Raw genomic sequence first — 23,117 nt, forward strand, 5'->3', positions numbered from 1 at the left:
CTGAGCCGCCCGCTGTCCATCAGTGACAGACGCCGCCCTGCCCCCGCCATCATGGGGGCTGGTGTTCGCCACGATCAGGGCACAGAAGGGCAAGGTGGAGCAAACCGAATACGCGCTGATGGATGCGGTCGAGGACCGCATGTGGTGGTATCGCAGCCTGCACGGCCATGCCCTGGCCGCGCTGGCGGCGCTGCCCGCCGATGCGCGCATCCTGGACGCCGGCTGCGGCACCGGCGGCCTGCTGGCCAGGCTGCGCGCCGCCCGCCCGGGCGCGCCCCTCTTCGGCGTGGAATACGCTCCCGACGCCGCCCGCCGCGCCGCCACCAAGGCCGGTGCCGCGGTCGCAGCCGGCACGGTCAACGCCCTGCCCTTCCCCGATGCCAGCTTCGATGCGGTGGTGAGTCTGGACGTGCTCTCCCATGCGGCCGTGGACGAAAGCACGGCCCTGGCCGAGTTCGCCCGCGTGCTTCGGCCAGGCGGCCTGTTGGTTCTGAACCTTCCCGCGCATGGATGGCTCCGCTCGGCACATGACGCGCGGGTCCACAATGCGCGCCGCTATGCGCGGGGCGAGGTGGCGGGCAAGCTCGCCGCCGCCGGCCTCGCCGAGATTTCACCCCGCCACTGGAACAGCCTGCTGCTGCCGCTGATGTTGCTGCAACGGCGCCTGGTGAAGCGCGACGACCACGCCGCCTCCGACGTGAAGCCCTTTCCCCCCTGGCTCGATCGCAGCCTCCACGGCATCTGCGCGTTGGAATCCGCGATGCTTCGCGCGGGTCTGCGCTTTCCCGCCGGGGGGTCCATCCTCGCCACAGCCCGCAAGCCCGGACCCGTTTCATGACCGAGACCCAATACCCCGTGGGGCTTTCCATCGTCGTTCCCGTCTATCGTGGCGCCGCCACGGTGGGGAAGCTGGTGGAGGCCCTCTCCGCCCTGAAGCCCGCGGGCGGCATCGAGATCGTCCTGGTGAATGATGGCAGCCCCGATGACAGCGGCGATGTGTGCCGGCGCCTGGCCGAGACGGCCACCGTGCCGCTGACCTACATCGAGCACGCGCGCAATTTCGGCGAGCACAACGCGGTGCTGACCGGGCTGCGCCATGCCCGCGGCGCCTACATCATCAACATGGATGACGACCTCCAGAACCCGCCGGAGGAGGTGATCCGCCTCTACGACCACGCGCGACTGGGCGGCTGGGACGTGGTGTACACGCGCTACGCCAAGAAGGAGCATGAGGGCTGGCGCAACCTGGGTTCCAAGTTCGCCAACAAGGTCGCGGATTCGCTGCTGGACAAGCCCAAGGGCCTCTACCTCTCCTCCTTCCGCTGCATGAGCGCCCTGGTGGCGCAGGAGGTCGTGAAATACACCGGCCCCTACCCCTACATTGACGGCCTCATAATGCAGGTGACGCAGCGCATCGCCTCCATCGAGGTGGCGCATTACCCGCGCGCCGAGGGCCGGTCCAACTACACCATGCGCCGCCTGATCCGGCTCTGGCTGAACCTCGCCACCAACTTCTCCATCCTGCCGCTGCGCTTCGCCACCATGGCGGGTGTCGCCATGGGCGCGCTGGGCTTCCTGCTGGCGCTGGTGGTGGTGATCGAGGCCCTGTTCTTCTACACGCCCTCCGGCTGGGCCTCGACCATGGTGCTCATCCTGCTCGTTTCCGGCGCACAGTTCATGATGCTGGGTCTGCTCGGCGAATATGTCGGCCGGGCCTTCCTCTCGGCCAATGGCAAGCCGCAGGGGGTGGTGCGCGAGGTCATCCAGGCACGCGCGCCGGTTCGCGCCGAATGAGCATCTACTGGGCGGCCCTGGCCGCGGCCATCACCTCCTCGCTGGTGGGGCAGGTGTTGTTGAAGGCGGGCGCCGACGCGGCGGCGCAGATGTCCTTCCTTCTGCAATTGCTGCGCTGGCAGACCATCCTGGGCATCGGCTTCTATGGCGCCGGCGCCCTGCTCTACATCCTGGCGCTGCGCCGCATCCCGATGAGCGTGGCGCTGCCGTGCACGGCGGCGAGCTATGTCGTGATCGCCGCCATCGGCTGGTATTTCTTCCAGGAACCGCTGGGGGCGCAGAAGCTGGCCGCCGTCTTCCTCATCGCGACAGGGGTGGTGCTGCTGGCGACGGCGTGACGCGTCCGATCGGCGGCGGCGTTCTGCCGACGCCGTGAATCGGCCGGGCGCCTGGGTTCATTCGGCCGTGAAGGCCTGGGTCCGCACCAGCCGGGCATAGAGCCCGCCCGCCGCCATCAGCTCCGCATGGGTGCCCTGTTCCACATCACGCCCCTGGTCCACGACGACGATGCGATCTGCGTTCTGCACGGTGGCCAGCCGGTGCGCGATCACCAGAGTGGTCCGCCCCTGGCGCAGCCGGGCCAGGGCCTCCTGCACCGCGGCCTCGTTCTCTGCGTCCAGTGCGCTGGTGGCCTCGTCCAGCAGCAGCACGCGCGGGTCGCGCAGCAGGGCGCGGGCGAGGCTCACGCGCTGGCGCTGCCCGCCCGAGAGCCTGCCCCCGCCCGGCCCCAGCACCGTGTCGTAGCCTTGCGGCAGCGCTTCCAGGAAGGCATGGGCCTGGGCGGCGCGGGCGGCTTCCTCGACCTCCGCGCGGGTGGCGCCAGGACGACCGCAGGCGATGTTGGCCAGGGCCGTGTCGTCGAAGATCACCGCCTCCTGCCCCACGAAGGCGATGGCGTCGCGCAGCGAGGCCAGCGTCACCTCCCGCACATCCGCGCCATCCAGCAGGATGCGCCCGGCCGTCGCGTCATGCAGCCGCGGCAGCAGGGCGATGGCGGTGGACTTCCCCGCCCCGGACGGCCCGACCAGCGCCACCGTCTGCCCAGGCTCCGCCACGAAATCGAGCCGCTCGATGGCCGGGATCTCGCTGCCCGGGTAGTGGAAGCCCACCCCCTCGAAGCGCAGCGCCCCGCGGCCGGCGGGCAGCGGTTGCGCGGCAAGGGCGTCGGTCACGCGGCGCGGCGTGTCCATCACGCCGAAGACGCGGTTCAGCCCGGCCAACCCCTCCTGAAGCGCGGCGTTCAGGCTGCCCAGGGCGCGCACCGGCCGCGCCGCGATCAGCACCGCCGCCACGAAGCCCGTGAACTCGCCGATGGTTCCCTGACCCGTCGTCACCCGCCAACCCACCACCAGCAGCACGAGCGCCACGGTCAGCCCGCCCAGCACCTCCAGGATGGGGTCCACCCGTGCGCGGGCGCGAACGATCCGCAGCAGGCTCTCGCGCAGGGCGGCGAAGGCCTGGCGGGCCCGGCCCTCCTCCTGCGCCTCCAGCCGGTAGGTGCGGACCACGCGGGCGGCCGCGAAACTCTCGTTCAGCAGGGCGGAGGTGTCGCCCGCCCGGTCCTGCATGCCCCGCGCCGCCCGCCGCACCCGCTTGCCGATGACCGCGATGGGCCAGGCCGCGATGGGATAAAGAAGCGCCGCCATCAGCGCCAATTGCCAATCGAGCCACAGCATCGAGGCCACCAGCCCCACAATGGTCAGCGCATCCCCCGCCCCGTTCAGGCTGCGCGCGATGGCCTCGCGGATGGCGGCGGCGTCGGTGGTGAAGCGCATGGCCTGGCGCGCCGGGGCCTCGGCGGCGATGGTGGCGTAGTCCGCGCGGGTCAGCGCGCCGAACAGCCCGTTCTGAATGTGCTCGATGGTGCCCAGCGCCGCCCCGTGCAGGTTGACCTGCTGGAGATACATGAAGGCCGCGCGTAGCGAGGTGGCCAGGATGATGACCAGGGGCAGCCAGACCAGCGCCTCGGTCCGCCCCGCGGTGAACAGGTCAAAGGCCTGCTGGATGATGATGGGATAGATCGCCGTGCTCGCCGCCAGCCCCAGGGTGAACAGCATGGCCAGGAAGAAGCGCCGCCGCTCATGGACCAGGTGTTCGCGCCAGAGGCGACGGATGAGGGGCAGCGAGGCGGTTTCGGCCAAGGGGGTTGCAGGCATGGCCCCCGGCTAAAGCAAGCCGCGCAGGTGGTCCAGGCAAGCCTCGCGCCCGGCCTCGGCGCCGCCTTCCAGCCACCAGGCGCGGGTCGTGGCCAGAAGGGCGCCCACGCGCGGACCGGGCGGCACGCCCAAGGCCAGGGCGTCCCGCCCCTGGAGCGGGAAGTCCGGCCCCGGGCCGAGGTCGAACAGGGGGGAAAGCTCATCGCGCCCCTGCGCGGCGGCCACCAGGGCCACCTCACCGGGTCGGGCATGGCCGCGCGCCGTCACCTCGGCCGCGAAGCGCCGGCAGGCGCGGGGGTCGGTGGGGTCGGCGGGCACCGTCCCGATGGCGTGCAGGGCGCGCAGCCGCGCCGCCTCCTCGCCCGAGAATTTCAGCCGGCGCGCCAGGGCCGCGATGTCCGTGCCCACTGGCAGCAGCAGGGCCAGGCGCAGCAGCACATCACCCTCGCCCCGCGCCACGGCGGCATCGAGCCGCGCGGGCGCGCCGGCCTCGGGCAGGATGGCAGGCAGCACGCCGCTTTCCGCCATCAGCGTGAGGGCCGCGCGCGGGTCGGGCGCGGCCAGCAGGCGCTTGATCTCGCTCCAGACCCGTTCGGCCGAAAGGCGGGCCAGTCCCGGCACGGCGGCGCGGATGGCGGCCAGCGCCTCCGCATCGGGCACCTCGCCGCCATAGCGCGCCTGGAAGCGGAAGAAGCGCAGCGCGCGGAGGTAGTCCTCCGCCAGCCGCGTGGCCGCATCGCCCACGAAGCGCACCCGCCGCGCGGCGAGGTCGGCCACGCCGCCGAAGGGGTCGTGCAGCGTGCCATCGCCCTCCACGGACATGGCGTTGATGGTGAAGTCACGCCGGGCCGCGTCCTCATCCCAGTCGGTGGTCCAGGCCACCTCGGCGTGGCGGCCATCGGTCACGACATCGCGCCGCAGCGAGGTCACCTCGATGGGCGCGCGGTCCAGGACGGCGGTGACGGTGCCATGCGCGAGCCCCGTCTCGAAGACGCGCAAGCCCGCGGCGGCGAGGCGGCGGGCAATCTCCTCCGGCGGGAAGGGCGCGGCCATGTCGATGTCATGCACCGGCAGCCCGGCCAGATGGTCGCGCACGCAGCCGCCCACCGCGCGCGCCCCCGGCAGGGCCGCGAAGATGGCGCGCGGCGCGGGGTCGGCCAGGAAGGCGGGGGCAGGCACGGGCTCAGCGCTGGCGCTGCACCGGGGGCGGGGTGCTGCCCTCGATGCGGGCGGGCACGTAATCCTCGTCGCGGTCAATGCTGCGCGACAGGCCATAATAGAAGGCAAGCCCCACCGTCATCACCACCGCGATGCCCGCCAGCCCCAGCACCAAGGGCGGCGGGGTGATGCCCTCCTGCTGCCCCGCGAGGTACCACCAGAGCGCGTAGATGCCGAAGGGCAGCAGGAAAAGGATCAGTCCGAAAACGACGCCCATGAATGGAAACCCCTGGAGATAATGACGCGCGGGCGGCGCTCAGCCCTGCCCCCTCAAGCCCCGCGCGAGCTCAACGAGTATGGTTGCGGTGGCGCCCCAGATGAACTCCTGCTCATGTGGCCAGACCCAGTATTCGCGCAACTGTCCTTTCCATTCCGCGCGTTCGCGGCGCGGGGCGTTGGGGTCGAGCACGGTGGCCAGCGGCAATTCGAAGGCCAGCGCCACCTCGCCCGGATCGGGCTGGAGGGAGAAGCCCGGCCGCAGCAGGCCAATGACCGGGGTGATCTCGAACCCCGTGAGGGTGCGCTGCACGGGCATGCGGCCCGTCAGCTCGGGCCAGCGGGGGTCGAGCCCCACCTCCTCCATCGCCTCGCGCAGGGCGGCCTGCTCGGGCGTCTCGCCGGGCTCGATGCGGCCGCCGGGAAAGCTCACCTGGCCGGGATGGGAGGAGAGATGCGCCGCCCGACGCGTCAGCAGCACGGAAGGGCCGTGGTCATGCAGCACCAGCGGCACCAGCACGGCGCAAAGCCGCGTGGCGGGGCCGGGCTCTTCCATGGCGGGGATGGCGGGCGCCGCCTCGAACACTCGGGGACGGGCGAGGCGGTCGCGCAGTTCGCCTGGGCTCACTCCGCGGCCATGTCGAGGGCGGTGACCTCGTCAATGGGGAAGAAGACCCCTTCGCTCCAGACGCCCATGATCTCGCGCCCGTCCATGCGCTCGGTCACGGCCAGCGCCACCATCTCATAGAACACGGCGCGGTTGATCTTGGCCTCCAGCCCCGGGCGGATGGTGACGTAGGGGCGGGGTTCGCGCGTGCGGCGGTCGAGCTGGATGCGGATGGGGTGCTTGCGGCCCGCGGTCACCACCTCGTCGCAATTGGTGCGGAAGGTGAGGCATTGCTGGGGGGCGAGGCCGGTGCCGCAATCGCAATGGCGCCAGACCATCTCGACGGCGACGAAGGGGGCGTCCTCGACGGTGATGCGGCCGCGTTCGACCGGGGTTTCGAGGAGATAGGAGCCATCGGGTTCACGCTTGAGCACCGAGGCGAAGAGGCAGACCAGTTCCTTACGGCCGATGGGACTGCCCTTGTAGAACCAGGTCCCGTCGCGGGCGATCCGCATGTCCAGGTCGCCGCAATCATGCTTGGGGCGGGGTGGCGGGCTTCCCGCGCCCGTCAGCGTCGCGCCCTGGGAGGGTTTGCACTGGGTCGGTCCACGGGCCCATTCCGGAACCGTTCCCTCCCGTGTGCCTCCATTCGGAGCTTTGTTCCGACGTTCCGGCGGCATAGGCTTCCCTGACGTGCAAAGCATGAGTGGTCATCGTCGCGAAGGAAGGGAAAAGGGGTGGCGCCAAGGCACCGCGCCCCCAATCTCTCCTGAACAGCAATATGGGAACCGTAACCGCATGGGTGAAGTGTCCGACGCAGATTCCCTGCTGGCCGAGATCGAAGCCCTCGGCGCCCGGCTGCAAAAGGCCCGGGAATCCGTGGGCCGGGTCATCTTCGGGCAGGAGGATGTGGTCGAGCAGACGCTGATCACCCTTCTCTCGGGCGGGCATGTGCTGCTGGTGGGCGTGCCGGGACTCGGCAAGACGAAGCTCGTCGAGACGCTGGGCACCGTCATGGGCCTGGGCGAGCGGCGGGTGCAGTTCACCCCTGACCTCATGCCCGCCGACATCCTGGGCAGCGAGGTGCTGGAAGAGGATGCCGAAGGGCGCCGCGCCTTCCGCTTCCTGCCCGGCCCCATCTTCTGCCAGCTTCTCATGGCGGACGAGATCAACCGCGCCAGCCCGCGCACGCAATCCGCCCTGCTGCAGGCCATGCAGGAGCGGAAGGTCGCGATCGGCGGCCGCGTGCTGCCGCTGCCCGAACCCTTCCATGTGCTGGCCACCCAGAACCCGATCGAGCAAGAGGGCACCTATCCCCTGCCCGAGGCGCAGCTCGACCGCTTCCTGCTGGAGGTGGAGGTCGTCTACCCCGACGAGGCCGCCGAACGCGCCATGCTGCTCGCCACCACCGGTGCGGCGGAAGACAAGGCCCAGCCGGTGCTGACCGGGGCCGAGCTGGTGGCCGCCCAAGCCCTCATCCGCCGCATTCCGGTGGGCGAGCAGGTGGTGGACGCCATCCTGAAACTGGTGCGCGGCGCCCGCCCCAGCGAGGACGGGCTGCGCGAGGTGCGCGAGAACCTGGCCTGGGGGCCCGGCCCCCGCGCCGCACAGGCGCTGATGCTGGCGACGCGCGCGCGCGCCGTGCTGGATGGCCGCCTCTCGCCCAGCGTGGAGGATGTGCTGGCGCTGGCCGAACCCGTGCTGCGGCACCGCATGGCGCTCTCCTTCTCGGCGCGGGCCGATGGCGTGAAGCTTTCCGAGGTCATCGGCGCCCTGAAGGCCTCCATTGGCTGAGGCGGCGCCCCGCCTCTCCGCCGCCGCCGCCGAGGCGGCGGCCGCCCGCCTGCCCGCGTTGGTGGTCGAGGCCGACCGCGTGGCCAGCACCGTGATGCAGGGTGTCCACGGACGTCGCCGTGCCGGCCATGGCGATGCCTTCTGGCAGTTCCGCCCCTATACGGCGGGTGATGCGGCCTCGCGCGTGGATTGGCGGCAGAGTGCGCGCTCAGACCGGCTCTATGTGCGCGAGACGGAGTGGGAGGCCGCGCAGACGGTGCTGCTCTGGCGCGACCCCACGGCCTCGATGGAATGGCGCTCCGACAAGCGGCTGCACCCCAAGGCGCATCGCGCGGATCTGCTGCTGCTGGCGCTCGCTTCGCTGCTGCTGCGCGGCGGCGAGCGGGTGCGGCTGCTGCCCGGCCAGGGCCGTGCCTTCATGGGAAGGGCCGCGCTGCCCGCCCTGGCGGCGGCGCTGCTGCGCCCAGGCGTCGGCGCGCCCGAGGCCGACGCGACCCTGCCGCGCCATGCGCGCCTCGTCATGTTCAGTGACTTCCTGCAGCCGCTGCCGCAGGTGCAGGCGACACTCTCCTCCTTCGCCGCCCGGCCCTTGCGCGGGCAGATGGTGCAGGTGCTGGACCCCGCCGAGGAGACCCTGCCCTATCACGGCCGCGTGGTCTTCGAGGGGCTGGAGGGTGAGGCGCCGCTGGTGGTCCCGCGCGTGGAGACGGTGCGCGTCCTCTACGCCGAACGCCTCGCCGCCCACCGTGCCGCGCTGGCCGCCATGGCGCGTGCCGCGGATTGGGGGTTCCTCACCCACCGCACCGACCACCCGCCCCAGGCGGCGCTGCTGGCGCTGTGGCAGGCCATGGGGTCCGCGCCATGATCAGCTTCGCCGCGCCCTGGCTGCTGCTGGCCCTGCCCGCCCTGCCGATATTGTGGTGGCTGCTGCGCGTGACACCGCCGCAGCCGCGCCGGCAGGCCTTCCCCGCCGCCCTCCTGCTTCGCGACCTCCCGCTGACCGAGGAAACGCCCGCCCGCACCCCCTGGTGGGTGCTGCTGCTGCGACTGCTGGCCGCCGCGCTGCTCATTCTTGGCCTTGCGCGGCCGGTCTGGGGGCCGGGCGGGGCGGCGCAGGGCACCGGCACGCTGCTGCTGGTGGTGGATGACGGCTGGGCGTCGGGCCCCGACTGGCCGCTGCGCATCGCCATCGCGCAATCCGAGCTGGACCGGGCGGGGCGCGAGGGAAGGCCCACCGCCCTGCTCGCCACCACCCCCGGCGAGGGCGCGCAGCCGCCGCGCGTGATCGGCCCCATGCCGGCCGAAGATTTGGCGCCACGCCTTGCCGCGCTGCGGCCGCGCGCCTGGGCGCCGGACCGGGCGGCGGCGCTGGCCGCGCTCGATGCCTGGCGCGCCCAGGCGCCGGGGGCGGTGACGCCGATCTATCTGTCCGACGGGCTGTCCCACCGCGCAAACCCGGCTGCCGACGCGCTGATGGCGCGCCTCGCCACCCTCGGCCCCCTGACCCTGGCCCGCGCCGATGGACGGCCCGTGCGCCTGCTCAGCCCGCCCCGCACCGAGGGCGACAGCCTGCGCGTCACCCTGCGCCAATCCCCCGTGGGCGCGCCCAGCGAGGCACAGGTCATCGCCCGCGGCCAGGACGGGCGCGCCCTGGCCCAGGCCGAGTTCCGCCTCGCCGCCGGCGCCACCGAGGGCGAGGCCGTGCTGGAACTGCCCACCGAAATCCGCAACCGCGTCTTCCGCCTGGACCTGACGGGCGAAGCGGGGCCGGGTGCCGTGGTCCTGCTGGACGAACGCTTCCGCCGCCGCCCCGTGGGCTTGCTGCCCGGCGCGGAGGAGACGGCCGACACACCCTTGATCGGCGATCTCTTCTACCTGGAACGCGCCCTCGCTCCTTATGCCGAACTGCGCCGCGACACGGCTGAGCGCCTGCTGGCCCGCCCCCTCTCCGTGCTGATCCTGGCCGATCGCCCCATCGCACCGGGCGCCGAGCTGGATGCGCTGACGCGCTTCGTGAACGAGGGCGGCACGCTGATCCGCTTCGCCGGGGCGCGGCTGGCCGAACGTCCGGACCCGCTGCTGCCCGTGCCACTGCGCGCCGAGCGGCAATTGGGCGGCGCCCTGTCCTGGGAACAACCACAGCGCCTGGCCGCCTTCCCGGAAGGCTCGCCCTTCGCCGGCCTGCCCGTGCCGGCCGAGGTCAGCATCTCGCGCCAGGTCCTGGCCGAGCCCTCGGCGCGGCTCGCCGAGCGCATCTGGGCGCGGCTGGCGGATGGCACGCCGCTGGTCACGGCGGAATCGCGCGGCGAGGGGCGCATCGTGCTGTTCCACGTCACCGCCACCGCCGAATGGTCAGACCTGCCGCTCTCGGGCCTCTTCGTGCAGATGCTGCGGCGGCTGGTGGCGCTTTCGGCCGGCGTCTCCGGGCAGGAGGGCGAGGGCATGCTGGCGCCGTTGGAGGCGCTGGACGGTTTCGGGCGCCTCGCCGCCCCGCCCCCCGGCGCCCAGCCTCTCGCCCCCGGCGAGGACCCCATGCCCTCCGCCCGGCACCCGCCCGGCTGGTATGGCACCCAGGGGCCTGAAGGGTTCCGCCGCGCGCTGAACCTCGGCGCCACCCTGCCCGCCCCCGTGCTGCATGCCGCGCCACCGGCCGGCACCTCGTTGCGCTCCATCGCGGGCATTCCGCCCGAGCAGGATCTCGGCCCATGGCTGCTCGCCGCGGCGCTGGTGCTGCTGATGGTGGACCTGCTGGCCTCGCTGCGGCTGCGCGGGCTGCTGGGGCCCGTGCGGGCGGCGGGGCTCGCGCTGGCGCTGCTGCTGCCCGGCGCCGGCCAGGCCCAGCCGACCGAGGAGGGCCAGCACGCGCTGGTCACGCGCCTGGCCTATGTCGTCACCGGCGATGCGGGCACGGACCAGATCATGCACCAAGGTCTCGCCGGCCTGTCGGATTTCGTGAACCGCCGCACCGCCGCCGCCCTGGCCGAGCCGGTGGGCGTGGTGCCGGGGCGCGACGACCTCAGCTTCTTCCCCCTGCTCTATTTCACCGTGCGGCCGGATGCCGCGGCGCTCGACGCCACCGCCATCGAGGCGCTGAACACCTTCATGCGCCAGGGCGGCATCATCCTCTTCGACACGCGCGACGAGGGGTCGGGCGAAGGCTTCGCCCCTGGCGCGCGGGCGGCGCTGCGGCGCGTCACGCAGGGCCTCGCCATCCCGCCGCTGGCCCCGGTGCCGGAAGACCATGTGCTGCGCCGCGCCTTCTATCTGCTGGCCGACCTGCCCGGCCGCTTCACCGGCGGCACCGTCTGGGTCAGCCGCGAGCAGGACCGCGCCAATGACAGCGTGAGTCCCGTGGTGATCGGCGGGCATGACTGGGCCGGCGCCTGGGCGGTGGATGCGGGCGGGCAGAACATCCATGCGGCCGTGCCGGGGGGCGCGCGGCAGCGCACCCTGGCCTACCGGTTCGGGGCCAACCTCGTGATCTACGCGCTGACGGGCAACTACAAGGGCGACCAGGTCCATGTGCCCGCCATCCTGGAAAGGCTCGGCAATTGACGGGTACCGCGCTGACCTTCGACCTCGCCCCCGTCCTGCCGCTCTGGCTGATCGGGGCGCTGGCCGCACTCGCCCTGCTGGTGCTGGTGCCGGCCTTCTGGCGCGGGGCACGTGGCGTGTGGTGGCGGGCCGCGGCCTTCGCGCTGTTGATCGCGGCCCTCTCGGGGCCGCGCCTCGTGGAGCAGACGCGCGAGACGCGGCCCGACATCGCCCTGCTGCTGCTGGACCGTTCGGCCAGCATGGCGGCGGTGCGCGGGCGGCCCGACGCGCTGGAGACCGCGCGCGCCGCAATCGAGGCGCGCATCGCCCGGCTGCGCGACGTGGAGCTGCGGGTGGCCGAGATCGAGGAGGGCGGCACCCAGGGCACGCGCGGCTTCGCGGCGCTGGACCGGGCGCTGGCCGATGTGCCCGCGGCCCGGCTCGCGGGCGTCATCATGCTCTCGGACGGGCAGGTGCACGATGCGCCCACCGAGGCCAACTGGTCGGCCGGTGATGGCGTCCCGGTCCATGTCCTGATGCCCGGCCGCGCGGGCGAGGTGGACCGCCGAATCCGCCTGATCGAGGCGCCGGGCTTCGGCATCGTGGGCCGCGAGGTGGAACTGCGCCTCATCGTGGAGGACCTCGGCGACCCGCGCCCCGAGGGCAGCGCGCGCATCACGCTCCGGCGCGACGGCGAGGCCCCGGTGACGCAGAGCGTGCCCGTGGGGCAGGAGCACCGCATCTCGCTGCCCATCGAGCGCGCCGGCCCCTCGGTCATCGACATCATGGCCGAGGCGAGGCCCGATGAGGTGAGCGACGTGAACAACCGCGTCGTCGTCACCATCAATGGCGTGCGCGACCGGCTTCGCGTGCTGCTGGTGAGCGGCGAGCCCCATGCCGGCCAGCGCACCTGGCGGCGTCTGCTGAAGGCCGATCCGGGCGTGGACCTGGTGCATTTCACCATCCTCCGCCCGCCCGAGAAGGATGACCTGACGCCGCTGAACGAGTTGGCGCTGATCGCCTTCCCGGTGCGCGAGCTGTTCCAGGTGAAGCTGCGCGAATTCGACCTGGTCATCTTCGACCGCTTCGCCAATCGCGGCATCCTGCCGCCCAGCTACATGCGCAACATCGCGGAGTATGTGCGCCAGGGGGGCGCGCTGCTGCTGTCGGTGGGGCCCGAATATGTGGGCGGCACCAGCCTCGCCAACACGCCCTTGGGCGCGGTGCTGCCGGCGCGGCCGCTCAGCCCGGCCCAGGCCATCTCGGAGCAGCCCTTCCGCCCACGCGTGACGCCCCCCGGCGCGCGCCATCCCGTGACCGAGGGGCTGACCGGCGCCAACCCCGACGAGGGCACTGAGGCCGCCTGGGGCCGCTGGTATCGCACCATCCGCACCGAGGCGCGGGCCGGCACCACCGTGATGGAGGGCGCCCAGGGCGCGCCCCTGCTGGTGCTGGACCGGGTGGGCCAGGGGCGCGTGGCGCTGATGCTGTCGGACCACATCTGGCTCTGGTCGCGCGGCTATGATGGCGGCGGGCCGCAGCAGGAATTGCTGCGCCGCGTGGCCCATTGGCTGATGCGCGAGCCGGAGCTGGAGGAGGAGGCGCTGACCGCCCGCATCGAGGAAGGCCGCCTCCTGGTCCAGCGCCGCAGCGTGGAGGGGACGGCGCCGCCCGAGGTGACGATCACCGCCCCGGACGGCACGACCCGCCGCCTCACCCTCTCGGGCGATGCGGGCAGCGGCCGCGCCATGGGCGAGGCCCCGGCCGACCAGCCCGGGCTGTGGCAGGTCAGTGACGGACGGCGCCAGGCCTTCGCCGCCGCCATGCCCGCCAACCCGCCGGAATTCGCCGATCTGCGCGCCGAGCCGGCGCTGATGCGGCCCGTGGTCTCGGCCACCGGCGGGGCCGCGCGCTATGTGGGCGGCGGGCCGGCCATTCCGGACATCCGCCGGGTGGCGGCCAGTCGGGATGCGGCGGGGTCCGGCTGGATCGGCTTGCGCCAGCGCGAGGACCACACGGTGACGGGCATCGCCGCCATGCCGCTGCTGCCGCCCTGGCTGGCGCTGGCGCTGTTGCTGGGGGTGGCGGTGATGGGGTGGCGGCGGGAGGCACGGTAGCGGTGCGGACAGGGCGAATTTTGGCACCGTATCCTGGAGTTACGCATAGATACGGCCGCACAGCAGCAAGTTGGTGGGAATACAAATACAGGACAAGCTGCACGAGGTGCGTGGTGGTGCCCTTGCTTTCCTGTTCCCGCCATCAGGTCTATCATGGTGAAGCCATTAATCATTACATTTTTTTCAGTTAACCATCACGAAGTTCGCCAGACCATCCCCGAAAGTCCGGCGTAAGGAGCTTCCGCTGGATGTCCGTAAAGGAAGACGCGCCGGCAGTATTGGCGCGGCACAATGTCGAACTTGCCGGCACGGGTCGGCCCACCCTGCTCTTCGCCCATGGCTATGGCTGCGACCATGGCATGTGGCGGCACATCACCTCCCGTTTCAGCCCGCACTACCGGACGGCCACCTTTGACCTCGTGGGCTGTGGCGGCTCCCAGGCGGCCTATGACGAGGAGCGATATTCCACGCTCAACGGCTATGTGGACGACCTGCTGGACATCCGCGCGGCGCTGGGACCGGAACCCGTCGTGCTGGTCGGGCATTCGGTCAGCGCGATGATCGGCGCGCTCGCCGCCATCCGCGCGCCCGCGGCCTTCCACGGCCTGGCCATGGTCGGCCCCTCGCCCTTCTACATGAAGGACGGCCCCTATGATGGCGGCTTCACGGCCGAGGACATCGAAAGCCTCCTCGCGCTGCTGGAGGTCGACCAGGCCGGCTGGGCGGCGACCATGTCGCCCCTCATCATGGCCAATGGGGACCAACCGGAATTGGCGGAGGAGCTGGCGGCCAGCGTCTGCCGGATGGACAGCCGCATGGCCCGGCGCTTCGCGCGCCTCACCTTCAGCACCGACCTGCGCCCGGCCCTGCCCCGCATCCGCGTGCCGGTTCTGGTGCTGCAATGTTCGGAAGACATCATCGCGCCGGTGCGTGTGGGCGAATATGTCCATCGCCAGGTGCCCGACAGCCGCTACGTGCTGCTGAAGGCAACCGGCCATTGCCCGCATCTGAGCGCGCCCGGCGAGACCGCGGCGGCCATCCTCGACTTCGTGCGGGGCCTGCCATCCGTGGACGCCCATGCCGGAGCATCCTGAATTCACCGAGAGCAGCGAAGAACTCTACGAGGACGCGCCCTGCGGCTACGTCTCCTATCGCGAGGCCGATGGCGTGATCGTCCGGATCAACCGGACCCTGGCGGATTGGCTGGGGGTGACGCCGGAGGCGGTGGTCGGGACGCGGCGCTTCCAGGACCTGCTCACCCTGCCCGCGCGCATGCTGCACGAGGCGCGGCACAAGGTGATGCTGCGGCTGAGCGGCCAGGCGGGCGGCATCGCGCTCGAGATGCTGCGCGCCGACGGAACCCGCCTGCCGGTGCTGGTGACCTCGCGGCTGAAACGGGACGCGCGGGGTGGCGCGCCCTGGGTGCGGACCAGCGTCTTCGACGCGACGACCTATCAGCGCTATGAGCGGGAGTTGTGGACGGCGCGCGAGGAGGCGGAGCAGGCGGCGGCCGAGGCACGCCGCGCGCGAGCCCTGGCCGATGCCGCCAGCGAGGCGAAGTCCCGCTTCCTTTCGGCGATGAACCATGAATTCCGCAGCCCCATCCATGTGATCATCGGCTATGCGGAGTTGCTGACCACGCCGGGCCTGGTACCCAATGAGGACATGCGCGCCGAATACCTGGCGGAAGTGAGCGGGGCCGCGCGGCATCTGGTCTGGCTGCTGGAGGATGCGACACGCTATGGCGGGCTCGATGCGCTGGGGCGCGCGCCCGTGCTTCGCACCCGGCGGCTGCGGGAACTTGTCCAGGGCGGCGTGGGCATCGCCAGCGAGGTGCTGGGCGGCCGTGCCGTGACGCTGCGCCTGTCCGATGGGCCGGAAGACCCCATGGTGACCGCCAACGAGGCCGCGGCCGAGGCGGTGGGCGGCGTCATCCGCGACATCGCGCAGCGCGCCGTGGCGGAGACGACGCTGCTGGTCGGGATCGAGGCGCATGATGGCGGCGGGACGATCACCTTCGGGGGCAGCGCGCTGTCGCAATCGGAACAGGCGCTGCATGCCCTGCTCGCGCCACTGGAGGCGCCGGAAGTGCTGCATCGCGGCCTGGAGGGCGCGGGCCTCGGCATGGCCTTTGCCGAGCGGGTGCTGCGGCTTGCCGGCGGCTCGATACGGCTGCGCGCCGAGCCGGCGGGCGAGAGCGTGATCTGCCTGCACTTTGCCGCGCCCGACCTGCCCGCGGAGGAAATGCTCCTTTCGTAGAGGGCTGAGAGCCTATTCCCCCACAAGCCTCGCCCGTAGCAACGACTTCGGCACCTTCCCATAGGCGGATTTCGGCAATTCCTCCCAGAAGACGAAGCGGTGCGGATGCTTGTAGCGCGCCAGCAGGGGCGCGAGATGGGCCAGCAACGCCGCCGGGTCGGGTGCCGCGCCGCGCGGCACCACGCAGGCCACGCCCACCTCGCCCCATTTCGCGTCGGGCACGCCCACCACGGCGCATTCCAGCACATCGGGGTGGGTCAGCAGCGCCTCCTCCACCTCGCGCGGATAGACGTTGGATCCGCCCGAGATGAACATGTCGGACGCCCGGCCGGTGATGAAAAGGAAGCCCTGGGCGTCGAGGTGCCCCAGGTCGCCGGTGTGGAACCAGCCATCAAGGAAGGCCGCCGCGTTGGCCTCTGGGTTGTCGTGATAGCCCGCGAAAACGGCGGGGCCGCGCACGCAGATCTCGCCCGTCCCGCCCGGCGGCAGGCGCCACCCTTGGGCGTTCACGACCGCGAGGTCCATCCCCGTGCGCGGCACGCCACAGCTTCCCGCGCGCGGGTCGGCATCATCGAGGCTGTGCTGGTCCGGGCGCAGCACGGTGATGTTGCCCGTCACCTCGCCCATGCCGAAATACTGCACGAGGCAGGGGCCCAGCCGCTCCAGAGCGCGCTTCTGGTCGGCGCGATACATGGGTGCACCCGCGTAGATGACGTGGCGCAGCGCGTGCGGCGCCGCGTCCGGGTGTGCGGCCAGCATGTTCAGGATGGTGGGCACGGTGAACATGTTGGTGACGCGGTGTTCCGCGATGAGCCGCCAGGCCTCGCCCGCGTCCATCCGCTCGCCGGGCAGCAGGATGGAACAGGCGCCGCGAGCCACCTGCGCCAGCGCATGGATGCCCGCGCCATGGCTCAGTGGCGCCACCACCAGCGAGACATCCCGCTCGGTCAGGCCGGGCATCAGGTCGGCCAGGTGGTTGTTCACCACGAAGCCCATCTGCCCATGGGTCAACACCGCGGCCTTTGGCCTTCCGGTGGTGCCCGAGGTGAAGAAGAACCAGGCGGGATGGCCAGCGTCCACATCGGCCTCATGGTCGGCGGCCGGGCGTGGGGTGGCGGCGATCAGCGCCTCCACCTCGTGCTCATCCGCCCGCGCATCGCCCACGGCCAGCACCAGGCGGCAGGCGGGGCTGGCTTCGCGCACCGCATCGGCATGTGCCGCGAAGCCGTGGTCCCGCAGCATGGCCACCGCGCCCGAAGCGGCACCGAGATAGGCGGCCTCGGCCGGCGTCAGGCGGACATTGGTGGGGACGAAGACGGCGCCGGCCTTCCAGCAGGCCCAGACCGTCTCGAACATCACGTTGGAATTGCGCGAATGGACCAGCACGCGGTCGCCGGGTGCCACGCCAAGGCCGCGCAGGGCGGCTGCCAGGCGATCCACGCGCCCGTCCATTTCCGCCCAGGACCAGACTTGGTCACGCCAACGCAGCGCGGGTGCGGCCGGCAGACGCCGCGCCGTCCAGGTCAGCAGCCGCCCCAGATTGGCCGCGAGCATCACGGCATCAGCCCCGCCGTGGAGAAGCCCCCATCCACCGCGATGGCCTGGCCCGTGACATAGCCGCTGCGCGCGGGGTCGAGCAGGAAGAGGGCCATCTGCGCGATCTCGCCTGGTTCGGCATAGCGGCGCAGCGGCACACGGGCGTGCCAGGCCGCTCGGGTCGCAGCGTCGTGCAGTTCGCGCACCATGGGCGTCTCGACGGGGCCGGGGCAGATGGCGTTCACCCGGATGCCGCGTGGGGCCAGGTCCACCGCCATGGCGGCCGCCATGTTGATGACGGCGGCCTTGGAGGCCGAATAGGCCACGCGGTCCGCCATGCCGACCAACCCCGAGACCGAGGCGATGAAGACGATGGAGCCCCCCTTCTCCATCCGCCGCGCCGCCGCCTGGGCCGCAAGGAAGCTGCCCGTGACGTTCACCTCCAACACGCGCCGGAAGCTTGCGGGGGCTGCCGTTAGGCTTGGCGTATTGGCCGAGATGCCGGCGGCGCAGACGAGGCCCGTGAGCCCCGCGAGCCCTTCCATCCAGGCGGCGACCGCGGCGTCATCGGTCACGTCCAGGCGGGTTGCCCTCGCGCCTGCGTTCAGGTCGGCCACGGCGGACTGACCGCCCGCTTCCCGCACCGCCTCCGCCACCGCCGCCCCGATGCCCGAGGCGCCACCCGTCACCGCGACCAGACCCGCCATGATCCATCCCTTCCCATACATGGGCGCTTGCCGGGCGCCCTTGGGTTCATCATTCTGCGGGGACACAGACGGCGCAAGCCGCACTCGTCCTGGAGGGACCGCCCGAATGACCACACGTCGCAGCCTGCTGCTGGCCTCGGCCGGCTTGGCCGCCCCCGCCATCGCCACGGCGCAGACCTACCGGCCCGAATATAAGCTCTCGGTGGTGGGCAACCGGCCCATCCCCTTCGCCGAGGGCGCCTTCCAGTGGGCCGAACTGGTGACGCAGCGCAGCGGCGGGCGCATCAATGTCCGCGTCTATCCCGGCAGCCAGCTCGTGGGCGGGGACCAGACGCGCGAATTGCTGGCCATGCGCCAGGGCGTGATCGACATGTGCGTGTTCAGCACCATCAACATCGCCCCCCAGGTGCGCGAGGCGGGCGTCTTCCAGCTTCCCTTCCTGATGCCCGACCACCGCGCCTTCGACGCGCTGATCAATGGCGAGGTGGGCCGCGACATCATGCAGGTGATGGATGGGCGCGACGTGGTGGGCCTGGCTTTCGGCGAGAACGGCTTCCGCGAGATCAGCAATTCGCGCCGCGCCATCCGCACGCCGGCCGATCTGCGCGGTTTGAAGATCCGCTTCGCCGCCGGCGCCATCTTCAACGACATCTTCACAGGGATGGGCGCCAACCCGCTGCAGATGTCCTTCGCGGACCTCCAGCCCGCGCTGAGTTCCGGCGCGGTGGATGGGCAGGAGAACCCGGTCAACCTCTTCCTCGCCTTCCGCATGGACACGCTGGCGCAGCGCCACATGACCATCTGGAACTACGTGAACGACGCGCTGATCTTCGGCGTCTCCAAATCCGTCTGGAACAGCTTCAACGCCGAGGATCAGGCGCTGTTGCGCGACTGCGCGCGGGAGGCGGCGGCGAACAACATCCGCCTGGCGCGCGCGGGCTTGGGCATTCCGGGCACGGATGACGCCGCACTCCAGGAGTTGCGCCGCCGCAACGTGGAGGTGACGGTGCTGAGCGCGGAGGAGAAGCGCGCCTTCGCCCAGGCGCTGCGGCCTGTGCATGAGCGCTGGGCCAGCCGCATCGGCACCGGGCTGGTGCAGAAGGCCGAGGCCGCCATCCGCGCGCTGTCCTGATGGAGGAACCGCGCACCCGCCTGCCGCTCTCGCTGGAGCGGGTGCTGCTGGCGGCGGGCATGGGGGCCATGGCGCTGATCACGCTGGCCAATGTGGTCACGCGCTATCTGACCGACGTCTCGCTCGCCTTCACCGAGGAATATTCGGTGGCGCTGATCGTGATCGTGGCACTGGTGGGCACGGCGCTGGCCACCGCCACCGGCCGGCACATCCGCATTGACTGGCTGACGGGCAAGCTCTCGCCGCGCGGACAGCGCTGGGCCGAGGTCACGGGCATGGCGCTGCTGTTCTTCTGCTTCGCGCTGCTCGCCTGGTATGGCGGGCTGATGGCCTGGGACGAGTATCGCTTCGAGGCGCTCTCGCCCGGGCTCGGACATCCGCAATGGCTGTATTCGGTGTGGCTGCCGCTGCTGTCGCTGCTGGTGATGGGGCGCGCGGCCGGGCGCATCTGGCGGCTGCTGCGGGGTGAGGCGGCGTGACGGGCGGCATTCTCTTCGCGGCCTTCCTGGTCATGCTGCTGGGGGGCGTGCCGATCGGGGTGGCCTTGGGCCTCGCCGGCGCCGCCGCCATCGTGCTGTCCGACCAGGCGATGATGGCCATGCCCACCAACGTCTATGCCGGCATCGCGAAATACCCGCTGATCGCCCTGCCCATGTTCATCCTGGTGGGCTGCGTCTTCGACCGCGCGGGGGTGGCGCTGCGGCTGGTGCGCTTCGCCACCACGCTGGTGGGGGCGGGGCGCGGGGCACTCGCGTCCGTCTCGGTGCTGGTGGCGATGGTGATGGGGGGCATCTCGGGCTCCGGCCCCGCCACGGCGGCGGCGGTGGGCAAGGTGATGACCGATGGCATGGTGCGCGACGGCTATCCGCGCCCCTTCATCGCGAGCGTGGTGGGGGCGGCGGCGGCGGTGGACATCCTGATCCCGCCCTCCATCGCCTTCATCATCTATGCGGTGATGGTGCCGGGCGTCTCGGTGCCGGCCATCTTCATGGCGGGGCTGTTTCCCGGCCTTCTGGCGGGCGTCGCAATCCTGGTGCCCATCCTGCTGATCTCCTGGTGGCGCGACTTCGGCGGGCGCAATCCCGACCGGGGCGGGCTTTCCGTGTGGCGCGCCTTCCGCGAGGCCTTCTGGGGGCTGATGGCGCCCGTGGTCATCCTGGGCGGCATGCGCATCGGCGCCTTCACGCCGACCGAGGCCGCGGTCATGGCCGTGTTCTACGGGCTGTTCGTGGGCTTCGTGATCTATCGCAGCCTCACGCTGCGCGACCTCTACGAAATCCTGGTGGAGGCGGGCGAGATCTCCGCCGTCATCCTGATGGTGGTGGCGCTGGCCACGGTCTTCGCCTGGGCCACCTCCACCCTCGGCATGGTGCAGCCGGTGGTGGGGGCCATCCTGGGGCTGGGCCTGGGCGAATACGGCACGCTCGCGCTGCTGGTGGTGCTGGTGATCGTGGTGGGGATGTTCCTGGACGGGATTTCCATCTTCCTCATCCTGCTGCCGCTGCTGCTGCCCATCGCGCAACATTTCGGCTGGGACCCCACCTGGTTCGGCGTCATCCTCACCATGAAGATCGCGATCGGGCAGTTCACGCCGCCCATGGCGGTGAACATGATGGTGAGCTGCCGCATCGCGGGCGTCTCCATGCAGACCACCATCCCTTGGGTGAGCTGGATGGTGCTGGCCATGCTGGCGGCGCTGGCGCTGGTCATCGCGCTGCCGGGCATCGCGCTGTGGCTGCCGCGCAGCATGGGAATGCTTTAGCGACGGGTCGCCCTAGGCGGAATCGCCCAAGGCGTGAAACGGCCGCTCGACAGGCGCGCCGGGGGGTTGCCGAGCGCATGATTTCGCTTCGGAATACGGGCAACAGCAGTTGAGGAAACCGCAATGCCGGCCACCGAAGCCCTGCGCGACCCGCGCAGTCTGAAGCGCCTTCTCGCCCCCCGCAGCCTGGCCGTGATCGGCGTTTCCGGCGAGGCCACGGGCTTCGGCGCGCGCACCGTGCAGAACATGGCGAATTTCGACGGGCCGGTGTGGTGCGTGAACCCGAAATACGCGGGGCAGGAGCTGCATGGCCGCCCCTGCTACGCCTCGGTGAACGAGCTTCCGGGCGCACCCGATTCGGCCGTCATCGCCCTCCCCCGCACCGGCGTGATGGCCGCCGTGCAGGCGCTGGCGAAGAAGGGCGGCGGCGGTGCGGTGCTCTACGCCTCCGGCTATGGCGAGACGGACCTGCCCGAGCGCGCGGTCGAGGAACAGGAGCTGCGCGACACCGCGCGCGCCCTGGGTTTCCCGCTGCTCGGCGCCAATTGCCTGGGCTTCTGCGACCACACGCAGCGCGCGGGCGCCACCTTCATGCCCGACTACTTCAAGATGACGGCGCCCGCGGGCGGTGTCGGCGTGGTCAGCCAGTCGGGCGCGCTCGGCTATGCGCTGATGCAGGCGGCCGAGCGCGGCTTCGCGATGTGCCACATGGCCACCGCCGGCAATGCCACCGACCTCGATGTGTGCGACCTCGTGGCCTTCCAGCTGTCCATGCCCGAATGCCGCTCCATCGCGCTGGCGGTGGAAGGGCTGCGCGATGCGCGGCGCCTGTTCGAACTGGGCGAGTTGGCGCGCCAGGCCGGCAAGCCCATCGTGGTGCTGAAGCTCGGTCGCGGCGAGATCGGCGCGAAGGCCGCCATGTCGCACACGGGCAGCCTGGCCGGCAGCACGGCCGCCTGGAGTGCCGGCTTCGAGCGCGCCGGCATGCTGGAGGTCGAGGATTTCGACGCGCTGCTGGAGACAGCGGGCTTCTTCGCCAAGGCCGGCGCGCCCAAGGCGCGCGGCGTGGGCATCCTGACTCCCTCGGGCGGCGCCGGCATCATGGCCGCCGACCATGCCGAGTTCGCGGGCCTCGCCTTGCCCCAGCCGGCGCCGCAGACCGAGGCCATCTTCCGCGCCACGCTGCCCGACTTCGGCAGCCCCCGGAACCCCTGCGACATGACCGCGCAGGTCGCCACCAATCCCAAATATTTCGAGGATTGCATGCTGGCGATGCTGAACGACGACCAGTACGCCACCGTCGTCTTCCCCGTGGTCTATCACAACCCCGCCCCCGGGGCGACGCCGGCCCGGATGAAGACGATGGAGCCGATGGCGGCCGCGACCGGCAAGCCCATCTGCATCGCCTGGGTGCCTGAAAGCCTGGAGGGGCCGGGCGCCGAGGCCGCGGATGTCTCGCCCAACCTGGTGCTCTTCCGCTCGATGCGGCGGATGATGAATGCGCTCAGGCTGTGGTTCCACCACCATGACCCGAAGCCCGCGCCCGCGACGCCTGATGCCGCTGCCAGCGCCGCCGCCGCGAAGCTGCCGGCCGGCGAACAGACGCTGATGGAGGCCGCCGCCAAGACCGCCTTCGCCGAGGCAGGCCTGCCCGTGGTGCGCGAATTGCGCGCCGCCAACGCCGAGGACGCCGCGACAGCCGCGCAGAGCCTCGGCTATCCGGTGGTGCTGAAGGTGGACAGCCCCGACATCGCCCACAAGACCGAGGTGGGTGGCGTCCAACTGAACCTGGGCGACGCCGGCGCCGTCACCGCGGCCTTCGCGCGCATCAAGGAGGGTGCGGCGAAGCATGCGCCGGGCGCGCGCGTGGATGGCGTGCTGGTGCAGCGGATGGAGGCGCGGGGCGTCGAGCTCATCCTCGGCGCACGGCGTGACCCGCAGTTCGGCGTGATGGTGCTGGTGGGCCTGGGCGGCGTGCAGGCCGAGCTGTGGAAGGATGTGGCGCTGGAAGTGGCGCCCGTCTCGCCCGAGGGGGCACTGGCCATGCTCAAGCGGCTCAAGGCCTGGCCGTTGCTGGACGGGTTCCGTGGCGCGGCGAAGGTGGATGTGCAGGCGGTGGCCGACGCCATCGCCCGCTTCTCGGCCTTCGCCGCCGCGGCCGGAGATCGGCTGGAGGAAGCCGAGATCAACCCGCTGGTCTGCCGCCCGGATGGCTGCGTGGCGGTGGACGGGTTGATGAAGCTGAACGGCTGAAGCCATCGCGTCTGATCGGCCCCGGTGGGTTT

The 23,117-nt window shown here is 71.5% G+C and carries 20 protein-coding genes; 13 read left to right on the forward strand and 7 right to left on the reverse strand.

All coding sequences use genetic code 11. The annotated features are described in order from the left end of the window. Positions 1–94: 94 nt before the first annotated feature. From GGQ83_RS07230 to GGQ83_RS07240, 3 genes are read left to right on the forward strand one after another with little or no spacing between them, the layout of a single operon-like run. The gene (locus GGQ83_RS07230; RefSeq protein ID WP_311727513.1) at positions 95–838 is read left to right on the forward strand and encodes a class I SAM-dependent methyltransferase; all 744 of its coding nucleotides are present in this window, start codon (positions 95–97) and stop codon (positions 836–838) included. Continuing rightward, positions 835–1,794 (forward strand): glycosyltransferase family 2 protein, encoded by a 960-nt coding sequence (locus GGQ83_RS07235; RefSeq protein ID WP_184383118.1) that lies wholly within the window; start codon positions 835–837, stop codon positions 1,792–1,794. Before GGQ83_RS07230 ends, GGQ83_RS07235 begins: the two co-directional genes overlap by 4 nt. Then, complete coding sequence (locus GGQ83_RS07240) at positions 1,791–2,132, forward strand: DMT family transporter (protein ID WP_184383119.1); 342 nt, start codon at positions 1,791–1,793, stop codon at positions 2,130–2,132. The genes GGQ83_RS07235 and GGQ83_RS07240 overlap by 4 nt, the downstream gene beginning before the upstream one ends. A gap of 57 nt (positions 2,133–2,189) precedes the next feature. Here GGQ83_RS07240 and GGQ83_RS07245 read toward each other — a convergent pair whose 3' ends face one another. From GGQ83_RS07245 to GGQ83_RS07265, 5 genes are read right to left on the reverse strand one after another with little or no spacing between them, the layout of a single operon-like run. Beyond that, positions 2,190–3,950, reverse strand: coding sequence for an ABC transporter ATP-binding protein (locus tag GGQ83_RS07245; RefSeq protein ID WP_184383120.1), 1,761 nt, complete (start codon positions 3,948–3,950; stop codon positions 2,190–2,192). Between the two features lie 9 nt (positions 3,951–3,959). After that, positions 3,960–5,129, reverse strand: coding sequence for a CCA tRNA nucleotidyltransferase (locus GGQ83_RS07250; RefSeq protein WP_311727517.1), 1,170 nt, complete (start codon positions 5,127–5,129; stop codon positions 3,960–3,962). A 4-nt stretch (positions 5,130–5,133) separates the two neighbouring features. Continuing rightward, complete coding sequence (locus tag GGQ83_RS07255; RefSeq protein ID WP_184383122.1) at positions 5,134–5,385, reverse strand: hypothetical protein; 252 nt, start codon at positions 5,383–5,385, stop codon at positions 5,134–5,136. Positions 5,386–5,424: 39 nt separating this feature from the next. Then, complete coding sequence (locus tag GGQ83_RS07260) at positions 5,425–6,012, reverse strand: NUDIX hydrolase (protein ID WP_311727518.1); 588 nt, start codon at positions 6,010–6,012, stop codon at positions 5,425–5,427. Next, positions 6,009–6,563 (reverse strand): DUF1285 domain-containing protein, encoded by a 555-nt coding sequence (locus GGQ83_RS07265; protein ID WP_340643614.1) that lies wholly within the window; start codon positions 6,561–6,563, stop codon positions 6,009–6,011. Before GGQ83_RS07265 ends, GGQ83_RS07260 begins: the two co-directional genes overlap by 4 nt. A gap of 226 nt (positions 6,564–6,789) precedes the next feature. Here GGQ83_RS07265 and GGQ83_RS07270 point away from each other — a divergent pair, with 226 nt between their 5' ends. The 6 genes from GGQ83_RS07270 to GGQ83_RS07295 all read left to right on the forward strand — a co-directional run bounded on the left by GGQ83_RS07270 (position 6,790) and on the right by GGQ83_RS07295 (position 15,695). After that, positions 6,790–7,785, forward strand: a complete 996-nt coding sequence (locus tag GGQ83_RS07270) for an AAA family ATPase (RefSeq protein ID WP_184383124.1) — start codon at positions 6,790–6,792, stop codon at positions 7,783–7,785. Next, positions 7,778–8,650 carry a DUF58 domain-containing protein gene (locus GGQ83_RS07275; protein WP_242534925.1) on the forward strand — a complete coding sequence of 291 codons (873 nt, stop codon included), beginning with the start codon at positions 7,778–7,780 and terminating at the stop codon, positions 8,648–8,650. The genes GGQ83_RS07270 and GGQ83_RS07275 overlap by 8 nt, the downstream gene beginning before the upstream one ends. Continuing rightward, the gene (locus GGQ83_RS07280) at positions 8,647–11,340 is read left to right on the forward strand and encodes a DUF4159 domain-containing protein (protein ID WP_221223469.1); all 2,694 of its coding nucleotides are present in this window, start codon (positions 8,647–8,649) and stop codon (positions 11,338–11,340) included. Before GGQ83_RS07275 ends, GGQ83_RS07280 begins: the two co-directional genes overlap by 4 nt. Then, positions 11,337–13,436: a hypothetical protein gene (locus GGQ83_RS07285; protein WP_184383125.1), complete on the forward strand. Its 2,100-nt coding sequence runs from the start codon at positions 11,337–11,339 to the stop codon at positions 13,434–13,436. The genes GGQ83_RS07280 and GGQ83_RS07285 overlap by 4 nt, the downstream gene beginning before the upstream one ends. 248 nt (positions 13,437–13,684) lie before the next feature. Next, the gene (locus GGQ83_RS07290; RefSeq protein WP_184383126.1) at positions 13,685–14,530 is read left to right on the forward strand and encodes an alpha/beta fold hydrolase; all 846 of its coding nucleotides are present in this window, start codon (positions 13,685–13,687) and stop codon (positions 14,528–14,530) included. Beyond that, positions 14,514–15,695, forward strand: a complete 1,182-nt coding sequence (locus GGQ83_RS07295) for a PAS domain-containing sensor histidine kinase (protein WP_184383127.1) — start codon at positions 14,514–14,516, stop codon at positions 15,693–15,695. The genes GGQ83_RS07290 and GGQ83_RS07295 overlap by 17 nt, the downstream gene beginning before the upstream one ends. 12 nt (positions 15,696–15,707) lie before the next feature. Here the strand turns inward: GGQ83_RS07295 and GGQ83_RS07300 are convergent, their stop codons facing one another. Both GGQ83_RS07300 and GGQ83_RS07305 read right to left on the reverse strand, forming a co-directional pair. Beyond that, positions 15,708–17,249 carry an acyl-CoA synthetase gene (locus GGQ83_RS07300; protein ID WP_184383128.1) on the reverse strand — a complete coding sequence of 514 codons (1,542 nt, stop codon included), beginning with the start codon at positions 17,247–17,249 and terminating at the stop codon, positions 15,708–15,710. Next, on the reverse strand, positions 17,249–17,938 hold the full coding sequence (locus GGQ83_RS07305) for an SDR family NAD(P)-dependent oxidoreductase (RefSeq protein WP_242534924.1): 690 nt from the start codon (positions 17,936–17,938) through the stop codon (positions 17,249–17,251). Before GGQ83_RS07305 ends, GGQ83_RS07300 begins: the two co-directional genes overlap by 1 nt. Positions 17,939–18,044: 106 nt before the next feature. On the opposite strand from GGQ83_RS07305, the gene dctP reads away from it, so the two are divergent. The 4 genes from dctP to GGQ83_RS07325 all read left to right on the forward strand — a co-directional run bounded on the left by dctP (position 18,045) and on the right by GGQ83_RS07325 (position 23,085). Next, positions 18,045–19,070, forward strand: a complete 1,026-nt coding sequence (gene dctP, locus GGQ83_RS07310) for a TRAP transporter substrate-binding protein DctP (protein ID WP_184383130.1) — start codon at positions 18,045–18,047, stop codon at positions 19,068–19,070. Beyond that, a complete protein-coding gene (locus GGQ83_RS07315; RefSeq protein ID WP_184383131.1) occupies positions 19,070–19,549 on the forward strand; it encodes a TRAP transporter small permease in 480 nt (159 codons plus the stop codon). The genes dctP and GGQ83_RS07315 overlap by 1 nt, the downstream gene beginning before the upstream one ends. Then, positions 19,546–20,832: a TRAP transporter large permease gene (locus GGQ83_RS07320; protein WP_184383132.1), complete on the forward strand. Its 1,287-nt coding sequence runs from the start codon at positions 19,546–19,548 to the stop codon at positions 20,830–20,832. The genes GGQ83_RS07315 and GGQ83_RS07320 overlap by 4 nt, the downstream gene beginning before the upstream one ends. A 123-nt stretch (positions 20,833–20,955) precedes the next feature. Further along, positions 20,956–23,085 carry an acetate--CoA ligase family protein gene (locus tag GGQ83_RS07325; RefSeq protein ID WP_184383133.1) on the forward strand — a complete coding sequence of 710 codons (2,130 nt, stop codon included), beginning with the start codon at positions 20,956–20,958 and terminating at the stop codon, positions 23,083–23,085. The last annotated feature ends 32 nt before the right edge of the window (positions 23,086–23,117 follow it).

Origin of the sequence: Roseococcus suduntuyensis, from assembly GCF_014196305.1 — a bacterium.
Lineage (GTDB): Bacteria > Pseudomonadota > Alphaproteobacteria > Acetobacterales > Acetobacteraceae > Roseococcus > Roseococcus suduntuyensis.